At 73.4% G+C, this 20,812-nt stretch carries 17 protein-coding genes; 16 read left to right on the top strand and 1 reads right to left on the bottom strand.

Translation table 11 applies throughout. From position 1 onward, the window contains the following. Nucleotides 1-2: 2 nt before the first annotated feature. From ABZ484_RS11600 to ABZ484_RS11540, 13 genes are all read left to right on the top strand, one after another. Nucleotides 3-1,196, top strand: coding sequence for a PLP-dependent aminotransferase family protein (locus ABZ484_RS11600; protein ID WP_358865699.1), 1,194 nt, complete (start codon nucleotides 3-5; stop codon nucleotides 1,194-1,196). Further along, nucleotides 1,196-3,604, top strand: coding sequence for a lantibiotic dehydratase (locus ABZ484_RS11595; protein ID WP_358865698.1), 2,409 nt, complete (start codon nucleotides 1,196-1,198; stop codon nucleotides 3,602-3,604). The genes ABZ484_RS11600 and ABZ484_RS11595 overlap by 1 nt, the downstream gene beginning before the upstream one ends. After that, the gene (gene sbnA / locus ABZ484_RS11590; RefSeq protein ID WP_358865697.1) at nucleotides 3,601-4,659 is read left to right on the top strand and encodes a 2,3-diaminopropionate biosynthesis protein SbnA; all 1,059 of its coding nucleotides are present in this window, start codon (nucleotides 3,601-3,603) and stop codon (nucleotides 4,657-4,659) included. Before ABZ484_RS11595 ends, sbnA begins: the two co-directional genes overlap by 4 nt. Continuing rightward, on the top strand, nucleotides 4,656-5,684 hold the full coding sequence (sbnB, locus tag ABZ484_RS11585) for a 2,3-diaminopropionate biosynthesis protein SbnB (protein ID WP_358865696.1): 1,029 nt from the start codon (nucleotides 4,656-4,658) through the stop codon (nucleotides 5,682-5,684). Before sbnA ends, sbnB begins: the two co-directional genes overlap by 4 nt. Then, nucleotides 5,681-6,451 (top strand): 3-oxoacyl-ACP reductase FabG, encoded by a 771-nt coding sequence (gene fabG, locus ABZ484_RS11580; protein WP_358865695.1) that lies wholly within the window; start codon nucleotides 5,681-5,683, stop codon nucleotides 6,449-6,451. The genes sbnB and fabG overlap by 4 nt, the downstream gene beginning before the upstream one ends. Before the next feature lie 42 nt (nucleotides 6,452-6,493). Next, a complete protein-coding gene (locus ABZ484_RS11575) occupies nucleotides 6,494-6,784 on the top strand; it encodes a phosphopantetheine-binding protein (protein WP_358865694.1) in 291 nt (96 codons plus the stop codon). 2 nt (nucleotides 6,785-6,786) lie between these two features. Continuing rightward, entirely contained in the window at nucleotides 6,787-7,296 is a 510-nt protein-coding gene (gene fabZ / locus ABZ484_RS11570) for a 3-hydroxyacyl-ACP dehydratase FabZ (RefSeq protein ID WP_358865693.1), read from the top strand. 95 nt (nucleotides 7,297-7,391) lie between these two features. Then, nucleotides 7,392-9,413, top strand: a complete 2,022-nt coding sequence (locus tag ABZ484_RS11565; protein ID WP_358865692.1) for a GNAT family N-acetyltransferase — start codon at nucleotides 7,392-7,394, stop codon at nucleotides 9,411-9,413. Between the two features lie 73 nt (nucleotides 9,414-9,486). Then, on the top strand, nucleotides 9,487-10,521 hold the full coding sequence (locus tag ABZ484_RS11560; RefSeq protein ID WP_358865691.1) for an aminomethyl transferase family protein: 1,035 nt from the start codon (nucleotides 9,487-9,489) through the stop codon (nucleotides 10,519-10,521). After that, the gene (locus ABZ484_RS11555) at nucleotides 10,521-12,836 is read left to right on the top strand and encodes a beta-ketoacyl-[acyl-carrier-protein] synthase family protein (protein WP_358865690.1); all 2,316 of its coding nucleotides are present in this window, start codon (nucleotides 10,521-10,523) and stop codon (nucleotides 12,834-12,836) included. Before ABZ484_RS11560 ends, ABZ484_RS11555 begins: the two co-directional genes overlap by 1 nt. A gap of 3 nt (nucleotides 12,837-12,839) precedes the next feature. Continuing rightward, a complete protein-coding gene (locus tag ABZ484_RS11550; protein ID WP_358865689.1) occupies nucleotides 12,840-13,511 on the top strand; it encodes a hypothetical protein in 672 nt (223 codons plus the stop codon). Beyond that, nucleotides 13,508-14,668 (top strand): hypothetical protein, encoded by a 1,161-nt coding sequence (locus ABZ484_RS11545; RefSeq protein ID WP_358865688.1) that lies wholly within the window; start codon nucleotides 13,508-13,510, stop codon nucleotides 14,666-14,668. Before ABZ484_RS11550 ends, ABZ484_RS11545 begins: the two co-directional genes overlap by 4 nt. A gap of 85 nt (nucleotides 14,669-14,753) precedes the next feature. Further along, a complete protein-coding gene (locus ABZ484_RS11540) occupies nucleotides 14,754-16,226 on the top strand; it encodes a DHA2 family efflux MFS transporter permease subunit (RefSeq protein ID WP_358865687.1) in 1,473 nt (490 codons plus the stop codon). 29 nt (nucleotides 16,227-16,255) lie between these two features. Here ABZ484_RS11540 and ABZ484_RS11535 read toward each other — a convergent pair whose 3' ends face one another. Continuing rightward, entirely contained in the window at nucleotides 16,256-17,260 is a 1,005-nt protein-coding gene (locus ABZ484_RS11535; protein ID WP_358865686.1) for a LuxR C-terminal-related transcriptional regulator, read from the bottom strand. A 479-nt stretch (nucleotides 17,261-17,739) separates the two neighbouring features. On the opposite strand from ABZ484_RS11535, the gene ABZ484_RS11530 reads away from it, so the two are divergent. The 3 genes from ABZ484_RS11530 to ABZ484_RS11520 all read left to right on the top strand — a co-directional run bounded on the left by ABZ484_RS11530 (nucleotide 17,740) and on the right by ABZ484_RS11520 (nucleotide 20,413). Continuing rightward, nucleotides 17,740-18,039, top strand: coding sequence for a hypothetical protein (locus ABZ484_RS11530; RefSeq protein ID WP_358865685.1), 300 nt, complete (start codon nucleotides 17,740-17,742; stop codon nucleotides 18,037-18,039). 184 nt (nucleotides 18,040-18,223) lie between these two features. After that, complete coding sequence (locus tag ABZ484_RS11525) at nucleotides 18,224-18,403, top strand: hypothetical protein (protein ID WP_358865684.1); 180 nt, start codon at nucleotides 18,224-18,226, stop codon at nucleotides 18,401-18,403. Nucleotides 18,404-18,505: 102 nt separating this feature from the next. After that, a complete protein-coding gene (locus ABZ484_RS11520) occupies nucleotides 18,506-20,413 on the top strand; it encodes a BTAD domain-containing putative transcriptional regulator (protein WP_358865683.1) in 1,908 nt (635 codons plus the stop codon). Nucleotides 20,414-20,812: the final 399 nt, after the last annotated feature.

Raw genomic sequence — 20,812 nt, 5'->3', positions numbered from 1 at the left:
CCATGTGGACCGACATACGCCCCGCAGTGGAGATGCCGCGCCTGTTCGAACGGGGCGGGGACGTCATCTCGTTCGCCGGCGGCCTGCCCGACCTGGACGTGCTGCCCCTGGAGACGATCTCCCACCAGCTCTCCCGGCTCGTCCGGCTCGGCGGAAGGCTCGCCCTCCAGTACACCACCCCGCACGTCGCCGGGGCCCTCGTCCCGGCGATCAGCGACCTGATGGCCCGTGAGGGCACCGCCGCTCGCGCCGAGCAGCTGGTCCCGACCGGCGGCTCCCAGATGGGCCTGATGGCCGTCGGCCTCGGGATCGCGGCGCCCGGCGAGACCGTCCTCGTCCAGACCCCCGCCTACCCCGGCGCCGCCGCGGCCTTCCGCACCGCCGGCCTCACCCTGCACCCCGCCCCCGAGGACGCCGACGGCCTCGATCCGGCCGCGCTGCGGGAGACGGTCCTGCGGCTGCGCGCCGCCGGACGGACGGTACGGCTGCTGTACTGCAACCCCACCTTCCAGAACCCGACCGGCGCCACCCTCTCCGTCGCCCGCCGCCACGAACTGCTCGCCGCGGCCCGCGAGCTGGACCTCCTCGTCATCGAGGACAACCCCTACGGCCTGCTGTCCTTCGACGGCGAGACCACCACGGCCCTGCACGCCCTCGACCCGGACCGCGTGGTCTACCTCGGCACCTTCTCCAAGGTGTTCGCGCCGGGCCTGCGCTGCGGCTGGATCGCGGCCCCCGAGCAGCTGGCGCGGGCCCTGCGCCGTACCACCGAGATCATGTCCCTGTCGCCGTCCGCGCTGGCCCAGGCCGCGCTGGCCGCGTTCCACACCCGGGCCGGCTGGAGCGACCTGCTCGACGCCTACCGCACGAGCTACAAGGAGCGGTGCGCGCTCATGGCCGACGCGCTGGAGGCCGAGCTGGGCACCGACGGGCCCTGGCAGTGGGAGCGGCCCGGCGGCGGCTTCTACATCTGGCTGCGCCACCGCGACGGCGTCGACACCACCCGCTTCGCCGAGGCCGCCGCCGAGCACGGCGTCTCCTACGTGCCCGGCAGCCACTTCGGCATCGACGGCGAACACGCCGACGGACTGCGGCTGTGCTTCAGCAACGTGGCGCGGGGGCGGATCGCCGAGGGCGTGACCCGGCTGGCCGCCGCGCTCTCGGCACCCGTGCCGGCCCTGCGGGGAGCGGCCTGATGACCACGGCACTGGACACCAGGCAGGCCCTGGACTGGTCCGCGTTCGCCCCCGGACACCCGCTGGGCGACAGCCCCTGGCGGGTGTGGGGCGTGGGCCTGCTGCGCAGCGCGGGATTCCCGGTCTCCGGGCTGAAGCTCCTCGGCGGCCCGCGCGCGGCCCGCGCGGCGGCCCTGACGTACGGCGGCGGTACGGCCACCGGCGCCCATGGCACCCACGGTGCCCCCGGTGCCCATGGCACCCACGGCGCCCACAACGCCCAGGACGCCCACGCCGCCTTCCGCGCCGCCTACCGCGCCGACACCGACGCCGAGTCCGCGCGGCTCGCCCGGCTCGCCGCCGACGACCGGGTGCGCCGGGCCATCGCCTGGCAGAACCGGACCGTTTACCACCTGCTGGACTCCGTCGCGGCCGGCAAGGGCCCGGAGTCCAAGCGCCGGCGGCGCGAGCGGACCCTCGCCATGTACTGGCTGCGCTACTGCGCCAAGGCCGAGACGATCGGCTTCTTCGGCCCGGCGGCCTGGATCGGCGTCGGGCAGGTGCGGCCGGCCATGGACGTGGAGCACGGCCCGGCGCTGACCGCCGAGAGCCGCACCTTCCTGGAACGCTGGACGGTGGCCGCCCTCGCCGACTGGATGACGGCGCAGCCCGGCGCCCGCTGGTGGTTCCCGCCGGTGCTCCGGCCCGACGTCCACCTCGACGGCGACCGGCTCGTCATGCAGGGCGGCCGTACGGTGCGGTTGCGCGAGGACGACGTCCAGGTGCTGCGGCTGGCCGACGGGGACCGCGGCGGCGAGGCCATCGCCGACGCCCTCGCCGCGACCGCCGGCTGGGACCCGGCGAGCGCCCGGCAACGGGTGGAGAAGGTCCTCACCCGGCTGCTGAAGCAGCGGGTCCTCACCTGGGACGCCAACATCCCCGTCGACGTGCGCGCCGAGGAGATCCTGCGGCGAAGGGTGGCCGGCATCGGCGACCCGGAGCTGTTCGTCCGCTGCCAGGCGGTCCTCGCCGAACTGGACCGGCTGCGCGAGGACATCGACCGCGCGGACAGCGCGGAGCGGCTGGTGGCCGCCCTGGACCGGCTCGACGACTTCTTCGTCCGTACGACCGGACAGGCGGCCTCCCGGGAGGAGGGCAAGGCGTACGCCGGGCGCACCCTGTGCTACCAGGACGCGCTGCGCGATGTCCGGATGGACCTCGGACGGGACTTCTTCGACGCCCTCGCCAGGCCGCTGGCCCTGGTCGCGGACGCGGCCGACTGGTTCGGCAACCGGCTCGCCGAGCTGGTGGAGGCGGAGGTCGCCCGCTTCGTGCGCAAGGCCGCCGGCCGACGCGCGGACGTGACGCTCGCCGACGTCTGGACCCAGGTGCTCGGCCTGTTCTGGGGCGAGAACGCCACCCCGGTGCACACCGCGACCCGCGAACTGGCCGAGAAGTGGCGGGAGGTGCTCGACCTGGACCCGGCGGCCGACGCGTCCGTCCCGGCGCGGCTGCGGGTGGCGGACATCGAGGAGCGGGCCCGCGCGGTCTTCGCCACCGGACCCGTGCGCTCGCCGCACCTCGCCGTCCACAGCCCGGACCTCCAGGTGGTGGCGTCCTCCCCGGAGGCGGTCAACGCCGGCGAGCACACCGTCGTCCTCGGCGAACTGCACGCCTGCCTGGCCACGCTGGACCTGCCCTTCCTCGACTGGACCACCGACGCCGGCTCGCTGCGGGACAAGGTCAACGCGGCGATCGACGGCCCGCGGCTGGTGCCGCTGCTGCCGGTGGAGTGGAAGCGCAACAGCGGCCGGATGGTGCCCGCGCCGATCGGGGCGGGGGACCGGCTGATCGGGTTCACCCGGGCGCCGTACGACGACCGGACCCGCGTCGATCCGGCGGCGGCGATCGCGCTCGCCGAGACGGACGGCACCATCACCGCGACCACCCCCGACGGCCGTACCTGGCCGCTCGCCGAACTGCTCGCGGTGCCGGTCTCCATCATCGCCGCCGACGCCTTCAAGGTCGGGCTCGACCGGGCGCACGCCCCGCGCGTCAGCCTCGACGACCTGGTCCTGTTCCGGGAGACCTGGCGGCTGCCGGTGGCCGGGATCGCCCTGCCGGAGAAGGCCGACCGGGAGCGCGACTACCTCGCGGTGCGCCGCTGGGTGGCCGAACACGCCCTGCCCGACCTGCTCTTCGTGAAGTTCCCCGAGGAGACCAAACCGTCGCTGGTGGACCTCACCAGCCCGACCCTCGTACTCGCCTTCGCCGGCCTCGTCCGCACCGCGCGCCGTCTCGACCCCGACGCCGCCGTGACCCTCAGCGAACCGCTGCCGGCCCCGGACGACTCGTGGCTGACCGACGCCGACGGCGAGCGCTACGTCAGCGAACTGCGGCTCCAGATCAGCAGAAAGGTGCCGGAATGACCGTCCTCGCCTCCGACGCGTCGGCGCCGGTGCTCGGTGCCACCCGGACCCGGGACCCCGACATCGTCGCCACCATCGGCTCGACCCCGCTCGTCGCGCTCGACCGGCTGTTCCCGCCCACGCGGTTCCAGGTGTACGCCAAGTGCGAGCGCTTCAACCCCGGCGGCTCCATCAAGGACCGCGCCGCCAAGTCGATGATCGAGCACGCCATCAACGCCGGCAAGCTCGTCCCCGGGGTCTCCACCGTCGTGGAGTCCTCCTCGGGCAACCTCGGCATCGCCCTCGCCCAGCTGTGCAACTTCTACCGGCTCAGCCTGATCTGCGTCGTCGACCCGCGCACCACCGCGCAGAACGCCGCGATCATGCGGGCCTACGGCGCGACGGTCGAGGTCGTCGACCGCGACCCCGCCACCGGCGAGTACCTTCCCTCCCGGATCAACCGCGTGCGGGCCCTGCTGGAGAGCGTCCCCGACGCCTACTGGCCCAACCAGTACGCCAACGAGTACAACGCCCGCGCACACCACCACACCATGCGCGAGATCTGCGAGGCGCTGCCCGGCGGCCCCGACTACCTGTTCCTCGCCGCCGGCACCACCGGCACCCTGCGCGGCTGCGCCGAGTACATCCAGGAGAGCGCTCTGGCCACCCGGGTGGTCGCGGTGGACGCGGTGGGCAGCGTGATCTTCGGGCCGCCGGAGCCGTGGGAACGCGGGCACCGGCGCACCATTCCCGGGCACGGTGCGGCGGTCGTACCGCCGCTGCTGCGGCCGGGCCTGGCCGACCGGGTCGTGAAGGTCACCGACCTCGACTGCGTGCGCGGCTGCCGGCGGCTGCTCGCCCAGGAGTCCATCCTCGCCGGCGGCTCCTCCGGCGCGGTCATCGCCGCCCTCCAGGGTGCCGCCGACTGGCTGGAGCCGGGCGCGACCTGCGTCGCGGTGCTCCCGGACGGCGGCGACCGCTACCTCGACACCATCTACTCCGACGCCTGGGTCGAGACCCGTTTCCAGGAACCCCAGCCCCAGCCGAACCCCGACCACGAAAGGAGTGAGCCGTGAAGATCCTCGGACGGGACGACGTCAGCACCGCCCTGAGGGGTCTCGAACCCGCCGTCCTCGACGCCGTGCGCAGCGCGTACGTGCTGCATGGCCAGGGCCACTCGCAGGTGCCGTTCTCCAGCTTCCTGCGCCCGCCGCGGCCCACCGGATCCCGCATCATCTCCCTGCCCGCCTACCTGGGCGGCCCGGAGCCGGTGATGGGACTGAAGTGGATCTCGTCCTTCCCGGCCAACGTCGAGCAGGGCCTCCAGCGGGCCTCCTCGGTGCAGATCCTCAACGACCTCAACACCGGCTATCCCAAGGCGCTGCTGGAGGGCAGCCAGATCTCCGCCTCCCGCACCGCCGCGAGCGCCGCCCTCGCCGCCGGCGCCCTGCACGGCGAGCGCCGGGTGCGCACCGCCGGCCTGATCGGCTGCGGCACCATCAACCAGCGCGTCCTCGCCTTCCTCGCCCTGACCCACCCGGGGCTGGAGACGGTCGTGCTCCAGGACGTCGTGCCGGGCCGCGCCGAGGTCCTCGCCACCGAACTGGAGTCCGAATATCCGGAGATCACCTTCCGCACCGGGGACGTCGGCGACGCCCTCGGCGCCGAGACCGTGTCCATCGCGACCACCGACTCCACGTACTGGCTGGACCTGGCCGAGTACCCCGAGCGGCCCGCCGGCCAGGTCGTCCTGCACCTGTCCCTGCGCGACCTGAGCACCGGCTCGGTCCTGGACGCCTACAACGTCGTCGACGACATCGAGCACGCCATCCGCGAGCAGACCTCCCTGCACAAGGCCGAACAGGAGGTCGGCCACCGGGAGTTCGTGCACGCCGAGATCGCCTCGGTGCTGGGCTGCACCGAGCCGCCGGCCACCGACCGCACGGTGATCTTCTCGCCGTTCGGTCTGGGCGTCCTGGACCTCGCGGTCGCGCAGGCCGTCCTCAAGGCCGCCACCGAGGCCGGTCTGGGCACCGAGGCCGCCGGATTCGACCCGGGCAGCCACCGTGTCACCGCGGCGATGCTGGGGAGCGCGGCATGAGCGGCCCGAGCGCACCCGGAACCCTGTTCCCCGAGGGCACCAAGGCCCTGGTCACCGGCGCCTCCCGGGGCATCGGCGCCGCCGTCGCGATCGCGCTCGCCGAACACGGCTGCGACGTCGCCCTCAACTACCGCTCCAGCTCAGCCCGGGCCGAGGAGGTCGCCGAGCGGATCCGCGCCCTGGGCCGCGAGGCCCTGCTGCTGAAGGCCGACATCTCCGACGAGGCCCAGGTGGCCGCCATGTACAAGGAGCTGAAGACCACCTGGCGCTCCCTCGACGTGGCCGTCCTCAACTCCGGGGTGACCGCCGACGGACACCTGGCCGCCATGAGCGCCGCCAAGTGGCAGGAGGTCATCGGCACCAACCTCACGGGCACCTTCTACACCGCCCGTGAGGCCACCAAGCAGATGTACGCGAGCGGCGGCGCGATCGTCCTCATCGCCTCCACCAGCGGCATCGCGGGCCGGGCCGGCCAGGCCAACTACGCGGCCAGCAAGGGCGGGGTGATCTCGCTGGCCAAGACCCTGTCGTACGAGGTCGCCCCGCGCGGCATCCGCGTCAACGTCGTCGCGCCCGGCTTCATCGACACCGACATGGTCAAGAAGGTGCCGCCCGCGCAGATGAAGGAGGCCCTCCAGGCGATCCCCATGGGGCGCATGGGCACCCCGGCGGAGGTCGCCCAGGCGGTCGCCTTCATGGCGAGCCCCGCCGCCTCCTACATCACCGGCAAGGTGCTCACCGTCGACGGCGGAATGATCCCCAACTAGCCCATCTCACAGCACATCTGATCTCTCATCGAAAGGAACACCATGTCCGTCGCCACCTTCGAGGACATCCGCGGCCAGGCCGAAGCGCGCCTGGAGAAGAACATGAAGGTCAAGTCGATGATCATCGACCGGCTCGGCCTGGACGTGGAGCCGGCCGTCGTCTCCGACAACCAGCCGCTGTTCGGCCGCGGCCTGGAGATGGACTCGCTGGACACCCTGGAGATCGTCGTCATGGTCAACAACGAGTACGACGTGCTGATCAGCGACGACGACTTCGAGGCCTTCGGCTCCATCAACGCCCTGGTCGACTTCGTCGAAGCCCGCGAGGTGTGAGCATGACCGTCACCTCCGAGGCACCGGCCCGGAGCGCGAAGAAGAAGTTCGCGTACTCCTCCGACGACATCAAGCGGATGCTGCCGCACCGCTGGCCGATGCTGATGATCGACCGCGCCTACGACGTCGTGCCCGGCGTCTCGGGCCGCGGGGTGAAGAGCGTCTCCGTCAACGAGCCCTTCTTCGCCGGTCACTACCCCGACCACTCGATCATGCCCGGCGTGATGATCGTCGAGGCGATGGCCCAGCTGGTCGCCGTCGTCTACGTCGCCGAGATGATCGAGTCGCCGGAGCCGGTCGGCGACGCCGACCCCTCCGCGAGCGTCGGCTACCTCGGCTCGATCAGCTCGATGAAGTTCTCCCGGCTGGTGGTCCCCGGCGACCAGCTCACCCTCGACGCCAAGCTCGGCCAGCGCCTCGGCGGTCTGCGCCAGGTCTCGGTCCGCGCGAGCGTCGGCAACGAACTGGCCGCCGCCGGCTCGCTCATCGTCACCACGGGCCGCAAGGGCTAGCCCCGCCACCCGTACGAGGCCGTACGAGCCCGTACGCGTACGAGCCCGAGTAGGAGCCCCGTACGCATCCCGACCCGAAGAGAAGGAGGTGTGGAATGTCCATCACGATCCGCCCGTACCAGCAGGGCGACGCGCATGACATCGCGGAGCTCTACAACCGCCACCGCGACAACCCCAACCCGGTGGCCGGAGGCATCACCGGCGAGGAACTGGAGCGCGAGCTGGCCGAGCGGGACACCGGCACGTTCCTGGTGGCGGCGGACGGCGGGCGTGTGGTGGGCACCTTCGGCCTGTTCCACAACACCGGCCGGCGCTCCGCCCGGGCCGGCGAGCTGATCGCCGACATGTTCTTCGTCGCCCCGGCCTACCGGAACGGCGTGATCACCGGACGGCTGTTCACGGAGGCCGTGGAGTGGATGGTGCAGTCCGGCTGCCTGGTGCTGCGGCTCACCGTCAACCCGGCCAACACCGTGGCGTTCAAGCTGTACCGCCGCGTCGGCTGCGTCTCCGTCGGGCAGACCGTGCCCGGCGAGGACGGCAACGTCGAACTGCACAACTACATCCCGCTGATCCTGCGCAGCGTCTTCGCCGACCTCGGCCCCGACGTCCGGGCGGCCCTCGGCGGCCTGAACAGCTTCGCCACCGTCACCGAGTCCCGCGACGACGAACTGCGCTCCGACGTCCGCCTCGTCGACGGCGTCCGCACGGTCGACTACTGCCTGGCGCTGGGGGAGTTCCGGCTCACCGCGAGCGTCGACGTCGACCGCGGCGCCGTACGGCGGGCGGAGGTCACCGGACCCGACGGGACGAGCCGCGCGCTCGGGCTCGCGGAACCCCCGTACCGGATCCGCGCCCCGCGCCGGGCCGAGCCGTACCGGTTCGCCTCCGGGGGGCTGGCGGTGGAGGTGGACGGGGACGACGGGACCGTGCGCGTGCTGGCCGACGGCCACCACGGGCCGGTGTTCGTCTCCACCTGGCCCAGCTGCCGTGCCGACCGCCCGGCCGGCTGGCGCGAGGGCGAACCGCGCGACCTGGAGCTCGCCCCCGTCGCGGGCGGGGTACGGGTCACCGAGCGGTGCGGGGACGACGAGGTCACCGGCACGATCACCCTCACCGACGGGGTGCTCGGCCAGGACTTCGCCTTCACCCGCAGGCCCGGCCGGATCTTCCAGACCGTGGGACTGCGCCAGGGTGCCTTCGTCCAGGACGGCGGCCCGGCCCGCCCGATCGGGCTCGGCCTCGGTGTCCGCGACGCCTCCGAGGTCGTCGCCGCCGCGCACACCGTCCCGCCGGGCGGCGACCTGGCATGGCACGGCGCGGACTGGGACGTCCGGGTGCCGGTCCGCGAACCCGTCCGGCTGATCCACAGCGCCCTGCTGGAGCGGGGCCTCGCGGCCGGCCCGGACGGGGTGGCCCGGCTGCGCACCGAGTTCCACCGCCGGGACACCCGCCGCGCCACCGCCGTGGCCGCGGGACCGGTGGCGGGCCCCCGCCGGATCCAGCTCGACGCGTCCGCCGCGGGCGTCACCGCCTGGAAGGAGGGCACGAGCAAGGTCCTGCGCAGCCCGTTCCCGCGCACCCGGGCGTTCGGCAACAACCCCCGCTGGAGCGCCGGGATGTGGGTCACCGCCGAGCACAGCCGGTTCGGCCGCGCCGGCGGCCTCGGCTGGGGCGTGCGCTCCACCGCCGCCTGGGAGGAGAAGCACCCGCTCGCCCTGTACGGCCCGCAGGAGGGGATCGGCTTCGAGCTGACCGCGCCCGAGGACACCGGCGAACCGGTCCGCGTCGACATCCAGGCGCCCGGCTCCCATGAGGAGGTCGTCCTCTGGATCACCCCCCACACCCCGCGCCGCACCACCGCGGTGATCGACTCCGCCGGCACCCGGTGGGAGCTGGACTCCTCCGAGTTCCGGCAGATCTGGGCCGCGGCCGTCGCCGTACGCCTCTCCGACGGCATCTGGCTGCACTGCCGGCCCGCGGACACCACCGGCGCCGGCCCGGCCGAGGCGGAGATCGTCCTGCGCACCACCCCCTCCGGCCTCCTCATCGGCTGCGCGTCCCCGGCGCGACGGGACAACGCCTGGCACCTGTCCGTCCACCGCGAACCCGCCCTGTGAACACCGCACTCACCGACATCCACACGAAGACATCCACACCGACCGAGACACACACCGGAAGGAACCACCCGTCATGACCACCGCCCCGCTGCGCACCGAGACGGACGACTACACCACCGTCCGCACCACCGTCGGCGCCTACCGGATCACCGCACCCCTGGTCCGTGTCTCCGGCGACGAGCGGATCACCCTGCTCGACCAGTTCCTGGCCAAGTCCGGCGAGTTCGTCGAGCCGGACACCGTCCGCGAGGCGCTGGCGCTGAACGCCGACGGCACCCCGTTCGCGATCCTGCTGCACTTCGAGATCGGCGACGACGCCTGGCTGCTGCCGCGCACCCAGGTCACCGCCGACGAACTGCGCGCCTACCTGGAGCGGCTGGACATTCCCGAGGACGTCACCGTCGAGGTCGAGCCGGAGGGCTGGGGCGCCAGCGCCTTCGAGGGCCCGACCGCCTGGTCCGTGGCCGCGCACTTCGTCGACTTCGACATCTCCGGCCTGACCCTGCACGCCGTCACCGAGTCCGCGCTCCCCGAGGAGCCGGCCGCCCTCGCCCACCTGGCGCGCGTCGGCACCACCGGCGAGTACGGCTACCTGCTCTTGACCAACGCCCCCGACGCCGCCCACGAGGCCGTGCTCGCCGCGGTCGCCGAGCAGGGCGGAGCACCGGTCGGCCCGGAGGGCCTGGCCCGGGTGCAGGCCGAGGCCGGCATGGCCGTCTACGCCGCCGGTTTCGCCGGTCTGACGGTGGGCGAGGCCGACCTCGCCTGGATGATCGACTGGAACCGGATCGGCGAGTTCCACGGCTCCGACGACCTGGAGCGGCCGACCACCGGCACCGCCCGGCTGACCGCGCTGGCCGCCCCCGCCGAGAGCCGGTTCGCCGCCGGTGCGAAGGTCACCGCCGCCGGTCGGGAGGTCGGCACCGTCCTGTGGCAGGCGCCCGCCGCCAACCCCGAGGAGGAGCTGGTCCTCGCCCTCCTGGACGCCCCCTTCTGGGTCCCCGGCCTGGAGCTGGCCGCCGACGACGAGCAGGGCGCCGAGCGCCCGCTGCGCACCGTCACCCTGCCCCGCGTCATCGCCCGTTCGCTCACCACGAGGATCTCCTGATGACCACACCGAGAATCGCCCTCACCGGCCTGGGGCTGATCACCGGGGCCGGGGACGACGTCGAGAAGGGCTGGTCGTCCATCACCGCCGGCACCTCCGGCATCCGCACCAACACCCTCTTCGACACCTCCGAGCTGCTGACCGACTGGGCGGGCATGGTCACCGCCGGGCAGCCGTCCGACGTCGACCGCTGCTACGCCCTCGCCGCCACCGCCATCCGGGAGGCGCTGCGCACCAGCGGCCTCGACCTCGACACCGTCGACCGGGACCGGGTCGCGGTCGTGGTCGGCTCCAGCCTCGGCGCCATGCCCACCCTGGAGGGCGTCCACGCCGGCCTGGTGCACGAGGGCAGGCTGGACGCCCAGGCCGCGGCGGCCTCCCAGCTGCCCTGCGTCGGCGACTACATCGCGGCCGAGTTCGACCTGCGCGGCCCGCGCGTGGTCCTCTCCAACGCCTGCGCCGCCAGCGCCGTGGCCCTCGGCTACGCGGCCGAGCTGCTGTGGAAGGGCGACGTCGACCACGTCATCTGCGGCGGTGTCGATCCGCTCGCCTCCCTGTCGGCGTACGGCTTCAGCGCCCTGGGCGCGCTGGACGCCGAGCCCTGCTCACCGATGTCGGCCTCCAGCGGGCTGACCCTCGGGGAGGGCGCCGGGTTCATGGTCCTGGAGTCCGCCGACCGGGCCGCCGCGCGCGGCGCCCGGCCCCTGGCCGAGCTGGGCGGCTACGGCCTGTCCTGCGACGGCTACCACCAGACCGCCCCCGACCCCAGCGGCAAGGGCGCCTGCGCCGCCATGGCACAGGCCCTGGACACCGCAGGTCTCGGCCCCGAGGACGTCGACTACCTCAATCTGCACGGCACCGGCACCCCCGCCAACGACGCCTCCGAACCCAAGGCCGTCAAACTGCTGTTCGGCTCCTCCGTCCCGCCGGCCAGCTCCACCAAGTCGATCATCGGCCACACCCTCGGCGCGGCCGGCGCGGTGGAGGCGGTGGTCAGCACCCTCGCGATCGACCGCGGCACACTGCCGCCGACCATCAACACCCGGGGCGTGGAGCAGCCGTTCGGCCTGGACATCGTCCCGGACACCGGGCGCCCGGCCGCTCCCGAGGTGGTGCTGTCCAACTCCTTCGCCTTCGGCGGCAACAACGCCTCCGTGGTGCTCCACCGTCCGGGCCGCCCGGGCTCGGCGTCCCGGCGCACGGAGCCCGTCCACGACGTGGTGGTCACCGGCGTCGCGGGCCTGGCGGGCGCCGCCCGCAACACGGCCGAGCTGCTCGCGGCGCTCGCCGAGGACCGGCCCTGCTTCACCGGTCTGGAGGAGGTCGAGGGCGTCGGGGAGGTGCCCGTCGGCCGGATCGACGTCAAGGCCGCCTCCCGCGGCATCAACCCCAGCCGCGCCCGCCGCATGGACCCGCTCAGCCTGCTGGCCGCCGCCGCGGTCGCCGACCTGTACGGCCGGCACGGCAAGCCCTCGCGGGCCGAGGCCGAGGGCACCGGCATCGTCTTCGCGACCGGCTACGGCCCGGTGACGTCCGTCCTCCAGTTCCACAAGGGCGTCCTCCAGCAGGGCATCAACGGCGCCAACCCGGCCCTGTTCGCCAACACCGTCGTCAACGCGGCCGCCGGCCATGTGGCGATGCTGCACCGCTACCGCGGCTACACCGCCACCATCGCCAACGGCGGCACCAGCTCGGTCCTCGCCCTCCAGCTCGCGGCCCGGGTCATCGCGCGCGGCGCCGCCGACCGGATCATGGTCGTGATCGCCGACGAGTTCCCCGAGCAGGCCCTGGCCACCCAGGCCGGACTGCCCGGCTACGCCCGCACCCCGCGGGTCGTCCCCGGCGGCCGCACCGGAACGGTGCTCAGCGAAGGGGCGGCGGCCGTTCTGCTGGAGAGCCGGGAGTCGGCCGCCGGCCGAGGCGCGGACGTCCTCGCCCGGGTCCGCGGCTACGGCGCCTCCGGCGAACCGGCGGGCATCGGCCGCATCGGCCGCGACGGCGAGGCCTGGTCGCGGGCCCTGCGCGCCGCCATGGCCGAGGCGGAGACCGGCCCGGACGGCATCGACACCGTCGTCTCCGCCGCCTCCGGGTACGGCCTGGTCGACCTGGCCCAGTCCCGGGCCCTGCGCCTGGCGGGCCTGGACGGCCGCCCGGTGCTCGCCCCCAAGGCGCTGCTGGGCGAGACGTACGGCAGCGCGGGCGCCCTCGGCCTGGTCGCCGCCCTGAGCGGCGAGATTCCCCGGGGCCGGCTGCTGCTGTCCAGCTTCGCCTACGGCGGCAGCTACGCGGCGGCCGTGTTCGACACGGGGGAGTGAGCGGTGGGCGCGTTGATGGGGCTCGTGCTGGACCCGGTGCTGCGGTGCGGCAGGGACTCCCGCGTGGGAGGCGGGGACGGCCTCGCGGGTGACGAGGCGGTGATCGACTGCCTGGTCACCCACCACCCCCGCCTGCCCCGCGACCGCATGGGCCACCGCCTCAGCCGCTCCGGCCGCTCGCTGATCGCCGAGGCCGCCCGGGCGGTGTACGGCCTGGACCTCACCGCCCGGGACCTCGCCCGCGACCCGCACAAGAGGTGGAGCGTTCCGGCCCACGGGCTGCACGTCTCGGTCGCCCACTGCGACACCTACAGCGCCGTCGCCCTGTCGAGAGGACCCAAGGTCGGTGTGGACCTCCAGGACGAGCGGGACCGGCCGTACGCCATGCGATGGCTCGGTGAACTGCTCGGCCGGACGGAACCGGCCGCCATCCGGGACTTCGCCGAGTGCGAGGCGCTGATCAAGGCCTCCCACGTGACGAAGGAGACCTTCACCGGAGTCCGGCTGCCGGCCTGGCGGCCGGGCTGGCGGCCCACCAACGTCCCGTCCTACCACGTCCGTTCGGCCACGGCCGGCCCCGCGATGCACCTCGCCCTGGCCGCCGACGAGCCCGTCCCGGTGCGCTTCCTGCGCCGGACGGACGGCACCGACGCCCTGACCCTGGAGGCGGCATGACAGCGACAGCCACGGAAGCACGGCCGTACACCCGCCGTATCTCGCAGATCGAGCGGGGCTATCTGAACGCGGCGGCGACCGGCACCCCGCAGCTGATCCAGATGGTGGTCGAGGGGGAGGGATCCCTCGACCCGGAGGCCCTGCGGGAGGCCGTGCGGGCCGCCACCCTCGCGAGCCCGGGGATGGCGGTACGGCGACGGGCCGCCGCCTGGCGGGCGGACGGCCCGCTCCCGCCGGTCGTGGAACTGCCCTGGACGCCCGGCTACGAGCACCCCTTCTTCCACCGCGACCTGGACGTGGTGACCGGACCGGTGTGCGAGGTCGGCCTCGCCTCGCGGGGACCGGTGACCCGGCTGGTGGTGCGGGCCAGCCACATCGTCACCGACGGCCGGGGCCTGCGGCAGTGGATCGCCGACGTGTTCCGCGTGCTGCGCGGCGAGGTGCCGGTGGGCGCCGACGCGGTGGTCGACGACACCCACTTCCGTACGGCGGCGGGGGACGTGCCGCCCGCCCGGCCGCCGGCCCGGATCCCCGGCCTGCCCGCGATCCTCGGCACCGGACCGGCCGACGGCACCCCGCTGTGGCTGCGGCGCCGGGTACCGGCCCACCCGTCCGCGGTCACCGCCCGGGTGGCCGCCGCCCTGTCCGGACACCTGGCGGGCGACACCGGCCGCCTGGTCGTCCCGGTCGACCTGCGCCGCCACGACCGCTCGGTGCGCTCCACCGCCAACCTGACCTCCCAGCTGGTGCTGGACTTCCGGCGGGACGAGGGGTGGAAGGCGCTGCACGGCCGGATCATGCGCGCGCTGCTGCGCAAGCAGGAAGTGGCCGCCCTCAGCCGGGACTTCCTGCGCCAGAACCCCTTCGCCAACACCCTGCGCGAGGCCCAGGAGCTGGACGGCACCCGCTTCCCGTGTACGGCGATCATCACCGATCACGGACGGATCGACACCGACGAGCTGCGCACCGACCGCTTCCGCCCCACCGGGTTCTCCACCCTGCCGATGCTCGTGCCCTACGCCGAGATGTTCCTGAGCGCCTGCCGGATCGGCGACGAGACCGAACTGACGCTCTCCTGCCGCAACCGCCCCGGCGCCCACGAGGCGGGCGAGCGGCTCCTGGACACCGTCGCGCACGCACTCACGACGGCGGACTGAACCCGCCGCCCACGGCGGCCCGCCCGCCGTCCCGGCCGACCGCGCCGACCTGCTTCCCGAACTGCTGACATCCAAGGACGCCCACATGTCGCTGACCGACCGACAGACCGGCGAGGAGGCTCGTCCCGAGTCCTCGCCGCCCGCAGCGGACGCTGCCGGGAGACCCTCCGGACCCACCGTCCTGACCATCGCCGTGGCCATCACCGGCGGTTTCCTCGCACTGCTCGACACCACCATCGTCAACGTGTCCCTGGAGGACACCACCGCACGGTTCGGCGACATCAACCAGGTGCAGTGGGTGGTGACCACGTACCTGATCGCGCTGGCCGCGCTGATGCCGGCCGCCGGCTGGCTCGCCACCCGGTTCGGCGTCAAGCGGGTCTTCGCCGGCGCGACCACGCTGTTCGCGCTGGGCTCGGCGGCCTGCGCGCTCAGCCAGACCCTGCCGGAACTGATCGCCGCGCGCGGAGTGTCCGGAGCGGCGGCCGGCGTGCTCACACCCGTGTCCACGATCCTGCTCACCAGCGGCGTACCGCGGGAACAGCTGGGCCGGGTCCAGGCGCTGAACGGCAGCGTCATGCTGATCAGCCCGCTGCTCGGCCCGACGATCGGCGGGCTCCTGGTGGAGGCCGGCGGCTGGGCCGCGGTGTACGCGGTGAACGTGCCGCTGTGCGTCGCGCTGCTGGCCGTCACCCTGCGCGGGGTGCGGGGCGGCGCCCCGGCGGGCAAGGAGGCCAAGCCGCTGGACGTGGTGGGCCTGCTGTCCTCGGCCACCTGCACGGTGAGCACCGTCCTCGCCATCCACGCCTTCTCCGGCGCCGGCCTGCACGCGCGGGCCGCCCTGCTGGTGCCGCTCGCCCTCGCCCTGCTGAGCGGCGCCGTGTTCGTCGTACGCCAGCTGCGCGCCCGCTTCCCGCTGCTGGACCTGCGCCTGTTCGGCCACCGCGTCTACCGCACGGCGGCCGTCAACATCTTCTGCCTGGGCTTCGTCCTCTACTCGCCGATGATGCTGATCCCGCTGTACTTCGAGTCCGCGCGCGGGGAGAGCGCCGTGACGACCGGTCTGCTGATGTCCACGGGCGGCGTCGGCGTAGTCTCCGCGGCCTGGCTGTGCAAGGTCCTGATGAAGCGGCTGGGCGGGGGCGGCACCGTCGTCGTCGGCATCTCGCTGACCATGCTCGCCACCGTGCCGCTGACCCGGCTGTCGGCGGACACCTCCTACGTGCTGCTGTGCGTGAGCCTCGCGGTGCGCGGCCTGGGCACGGGACTGACCATCGTCCCGGCGATGACCAGGGCGTTCCAGTCGATCCGGCCGCAGTCCATCCCGGACGCCTCCTCGCAGCTCAACCTCGTCCAGCGGATCGGCGGCGCCGTCGCCCTCGCCGTGGTGACGGTGATCCTGGACGCGGCGGCGCGGCAGCGCCACGGGCTGGTGCCCGGCGCCTTCGCCCACTCCTTCGGCCGGCTGCTCGCCGTCTACGCCGTCACACTGCTCCCCGCCCTGGCACTGCTCGCGGCGGACCGCCGCGAAGCCCGGCAGAGCGGGGAGAAGGCGTAACGGAGGCCGGTGCACGGGGACGTCCGCGGTCAGCGGGTCGAGGGGAGCCAGCCGTCCTGGACGGCGTGGACTCCGGCCTCGAAGCGGCTGCGGGCGTCCAGGCGTTCCATCAGGTTGGCCGCGACCCGGCGGGCCGTGCGCGGCGAGACGCCGAGACGTTTGGCGATGGCCTCGTCGGTGTAGCCCTGGGCGAGCATCTTCAGCACCGCGCGCTCCTGCGCGGGCATGTCCTTCGCGTCGCACTTGGGCGTGGTGCCCAGGGGGACCGCGGTCTGCCACACGCTCTCGAACAGCGCGCACAGCGCCGCGACCGTCCCGGCGCCGCTCAGCACCACCCCGCCGGCGCGGGCGTCGGAGGTGTCGATGGGCAGCACCGCCTGGCGCCGGTCGAAAATGATCATCCGGATCGGCAGGTCGGGCACCGTGCGGACCTGCCCGCCGTGCTGGTGCAGCCAGCTGACGTGCTCCAGCGTGGGCGCGTGGTTGCGCACGCTGTCGAGGTAGATGGTCCGCATCCGCACCCCGCGGCCGAGCAGGTCGGCGTTGGGCTTCCGGCTGGCCGCCAGGTCCTCGGCCGAGTGCGCGCCGCCCGGGGCGAAGGTGGTCACCTCGGTCCGCGCGGACCGCGCCAGTTCGGCCAGCCGCTCCCGGATCGCGTCCGGGCCGAGCAACTGCTCGGCGGCCTGGTCGACGGCGCGCGGACGCAGCGCCGAGCACTCGGCGATCAGCTGCGCGGCCGCCGCCCGGGAGGCCTCCACCCGCATCTGCTGGGCCGCCAGCTCCGCCTGCTGGCGGGCCAGCAGCACCTCCATCGCGGTCTCCGGGCCGATCGCCCGGAACCCTATTCCCTCGCCTCCTTCTCGTCCCGCCGGCTGGATCAGCGCCAGCTCGCTGAGCCGGTCCAGCCCTCTTCGGACCTGTTCCTCCGTCAGGCCCAGCCGGGTGGCCAGTGCCGTCACGCCGTCGCGGGGGCTGGTCAGCATTCCCCGGTAGATGGCTTCGGCAACGGCGTCTAGTCCCAGAACGTCCAACATGATGCATTCCCCCTGGTCAGCATCAAACTCGCCGAGTTCGAAACTTAGTGCCCCCGAGCTTACTGATGTTGAACTCCTGTGGCTCCTGAGATGACAGCTAGGACGGTTCCGGCCAACCTGACGAAGATTCAGTCACCGGACGACCGACGCGCGTTCCGCGCACGCGTGACCACTCACGGCGCATGCCCGACCAGGCGGTAGTTGCGCGTTGAATCTTCTCGGTCCCGATCCCTCCCGATCCCGGTCCGGATCCCGGTTCTGGTCCCGGTTCCCGTCCCGGTTCCGGTCCTGATGTGGTCCGGACCAGAGCGGGCGGCTTCGCGAGCCCGTCCGTCGTCGTACTTCCGTGCGAACGCCCGCCCATCCGCGTCAATTTATGGCCGGCGGACCCCACTTCGCCGGTGACGGTTCATGCCATGGCATGAACCGTCCACCCCGAGCCGCTCCCCAGCTCGAATTCCGCGCCGAAGAATGAGGGCATGTATCTCATCCATGTGCGCCTCGAGGGCCCCGGCAGTGCCGCCGGGCGGCCCGATCTGGCCACGATCGTCGGGTCGTACGCCGAAAAGGCGGACGGCCTGGAGCACATCACGGTGCATCAGAGGCCGCCGGGCGACGTCACGCTGGGCTTTTTCCTGCTCGCCGACGACCTCGCCACCGCCGAGAAGACCGCGGCCCACCTGGCCGGGCAGGCCGTTTCCGGACACCCCGAACTGCGGGAGTTCCGCATCCTGGAAGCCGAGGCGGTGCTGGTGCCCGGTCCCTGGTGGGACGACTGAGCCCCGCGCGTCTGCGCAGGTCGCGGTGGACGGCTTAGGACAGTGCAGCTTCCGTCCACCCGATTTCCGTTCCTTCTCGACCGGCGCTCGAGCAGAGTAGAGGCATCGGCGGAAACGACCACAGCCGCCGACCGCACCGGTGAATCGCCACCGGGAATCCACTCACCTTTGAAGGAGAAATTCAGTGCTGGCTACCCGTGTCTCCAAAATCGTCGCCTCCGTGCTTCTCGCCGCCGGCGGACTGACGCTTTCGGTGACCGCCGTGCACCAGGCGCAGCACATTCCGGGAGTCGTCGAGGCCGAACAGGGAACGGGCACGACCACCGCCGTGGAAACGCCGGACGACGTCACCTGGGGAAAGTGACCGCGTCCCGAGCGGGCAGCGCCGAAAGGCCCGCACACCGGGGGAACGACCGACCCCCACCTCGGGAGATCGACCGACCCGCACATCGGGGGAACAGAAGAAATGGAATTCCTCGTCCTGGGTTCTCTGGAGACCCGCCAGTCGGGTGAACTCGTCCGCGTGAGGGGCATGCGCCAGCAGAAGCTCCTGGCCCTGCTGCTCCTGCACGCCAACCGGGTGGTCCCGATGGACGTGCTGGTGGACGAGCTGTGGGAGGACCCGCCGTCCTCCGCACGCCCCCAGGTCCACAACGCCATCCGTGATCTGCGCCGCATCCTCTCCGCGGCCGACGAGACCAGTCTGGTCACGATGGACGTCGGGTACCGGCTCATGGTGCCCGACGACGCCGTGGACGCCCACCGCTTCGTCACATCGGTGCGGGGCGCCGCCACCGCCGAACGCGAGGGCCGCCACGCCGACGCCATCCGCCTGCTCCAGTCGGCGGTGGACCTCTGGCGCGGCGACGCCTTCGCCGGCATCCACTGCCCCAGCGTCACCTCCGCGGCGGTCAAGCTGCACGAGCAGCGGCTGACCGCGCTGGAGGACCTCATGACGCTGCGTCTGAGGATCGGCGAAACCAGCTCCCTGGTGGGCGAGTTGCACGCACTGCTCGCGGAGTACCCGCTCAGGGACTCCCTGCGCGGCAGCCTGATGCTCGCCCTGTTCCGCAGCGGACGGCAGGCCGACGCGCTCGCCGTCTACGACGAGGGCCGGCGCTTCCTGGCGGAGGAACTCGGCCTGGAGCCCAGCCAGCACCTGCGCACCCTGCACGCGGAGATCCTCGCCGACTCGCCCGCGGCCCGCGGCCCCGCACCGGCCGGCCGCGCGCCGCGCCGCACCCGGGCCCCGGGCGGAGCCGGGCAGCCGGCGGGGTACGACGACGCGGTACACCCTCCGTCCGCATCCGCGTCCATGCCCGCACCCGCACCCGCGACCGCACCCGGCTCCCCGCCCGGCAACCACCGGAACTACCTGCCGCACGACCTCACCGACTTCACCGGCCGCGCCGCGGAACTGAACTCCTTGCTGGGCCTGGCCGCCCAGGAGCACGCGGACTCCCCGCTGATGATCGCCGTCGACGGCATGGGCGGCGTCGGCAAGACGACCCTCGCCGTGCGCGTCGCCCACCGCGTCGCCGCCCACTACCCGGACGGGCAGTACTTCGTCGCCCTGCACGGCTACAGCGCCGACCGGCCGCCCCTGCCGCCCGAACAGGCCCTGGCCACCCTGCTCCAGGCCAGCGGCGTGGCGCCGGAGGCGATCCCGCGCAGCCTGGAGGAGCGCAGCGCCCTGTGGCGGTCACGGCTCGCGGGCGAGCGCTGTCTGGTGGTCCTCGACGACGCGGCCGACACCGCTCAGGTCACCCCCCTGCTGCCGGGCGCCGGCGGCGCACTGGTGCTGGTGACCGGCCGCCGCAAACTCAGCGCGCTGGACGGGGCGGTGCCCCTGTGGCTGGACGTGCTGCCGGCCGCGGACGCCGCCGCGCTGTTCACCCGCATCGTGGGGGAGCAGCGCGCGGCCCGCGAGCCGGAGCAGGTGGCCCGGGCCGTCGAACTGTGCGGCCACCTGCCGCTCGCCCTCCGCATCGCCGCGACCCGGCTGCGCTCACGCCCCACCTGGGCGGTCGCCGACCTCGTGGACCGCCTGGCCGGCGCCCCGCGGCGGGCGAGCTGCCTGCACAGCGCCGACCGCGACCTGATGTCCATGCTGCGCACGTCCTACCAGCACCTGAACCCCTCCCAGCGCCGGTTCAGCCGTCTCATCAGCCGCCACCCGTCCCCGTCCTACGACGTCGCGCACGCGGCCGCCGTGACCGGCCTGCCGGCCGGCGACGTGGAACGCCACTTCGACGTGCTGATCGAGAACAACCTGATCCGCGAGGACACCCCGGCCCGCTTCTCCTTCCACGCCCTGATCCGCGACTGCACCCGCGAACTCCTGATCGACGAACCCGAACCCGAGGCGGCGTAACCCGCCCGCGGGCGGGAGTCTTGGCCGTCCTTGGGCCGGGTGTCCCGGCTGTCCTTGGGGCGGGTGTCCCGGCCGTTCCCGGGTCGGGTGTCCCGGCTGTCCTTGGGTCGGGTGCTCCGGCCGTTCCCGGGTCGGGTGTCCCGGCTGTCCCTGGCTCGGGTGTCCCGGCCGTTCCCGGCTCGGTTGTCCTGGCCATTCCCGGGCCGGTGTCTTGGCCGCGCTCGGGCGGGTGTGCTCGGCCGTCTCCGGGCGGGTGTTTTCGGCCGTCTCGGGCCGGTGTCTGGCCGCCCCCGGGCGATGTCTCGGCCGTTCCCGGGGCGGTGTCCCGGCTGTCCTTGGGTCAGGTGCCCCGGCCGTTCCCGGGTCGGGTGTCCCGGCCAGTCCCGGGCGGTGTCTTGG

The sequence above is a fragment of the Streptomyces sp. NPDC006393 genome, assembly GCF_040628575.1.
In the GTDB taxonomy this organism is placed as follows: Bacteria; Actinomycetota; Actinomycetes; order Streptomycetales; family Streptomycetaceae; genus Streptomyces.
This window is presented reverse-complemented; position numbering and strand designations above follow the sequence as displayed.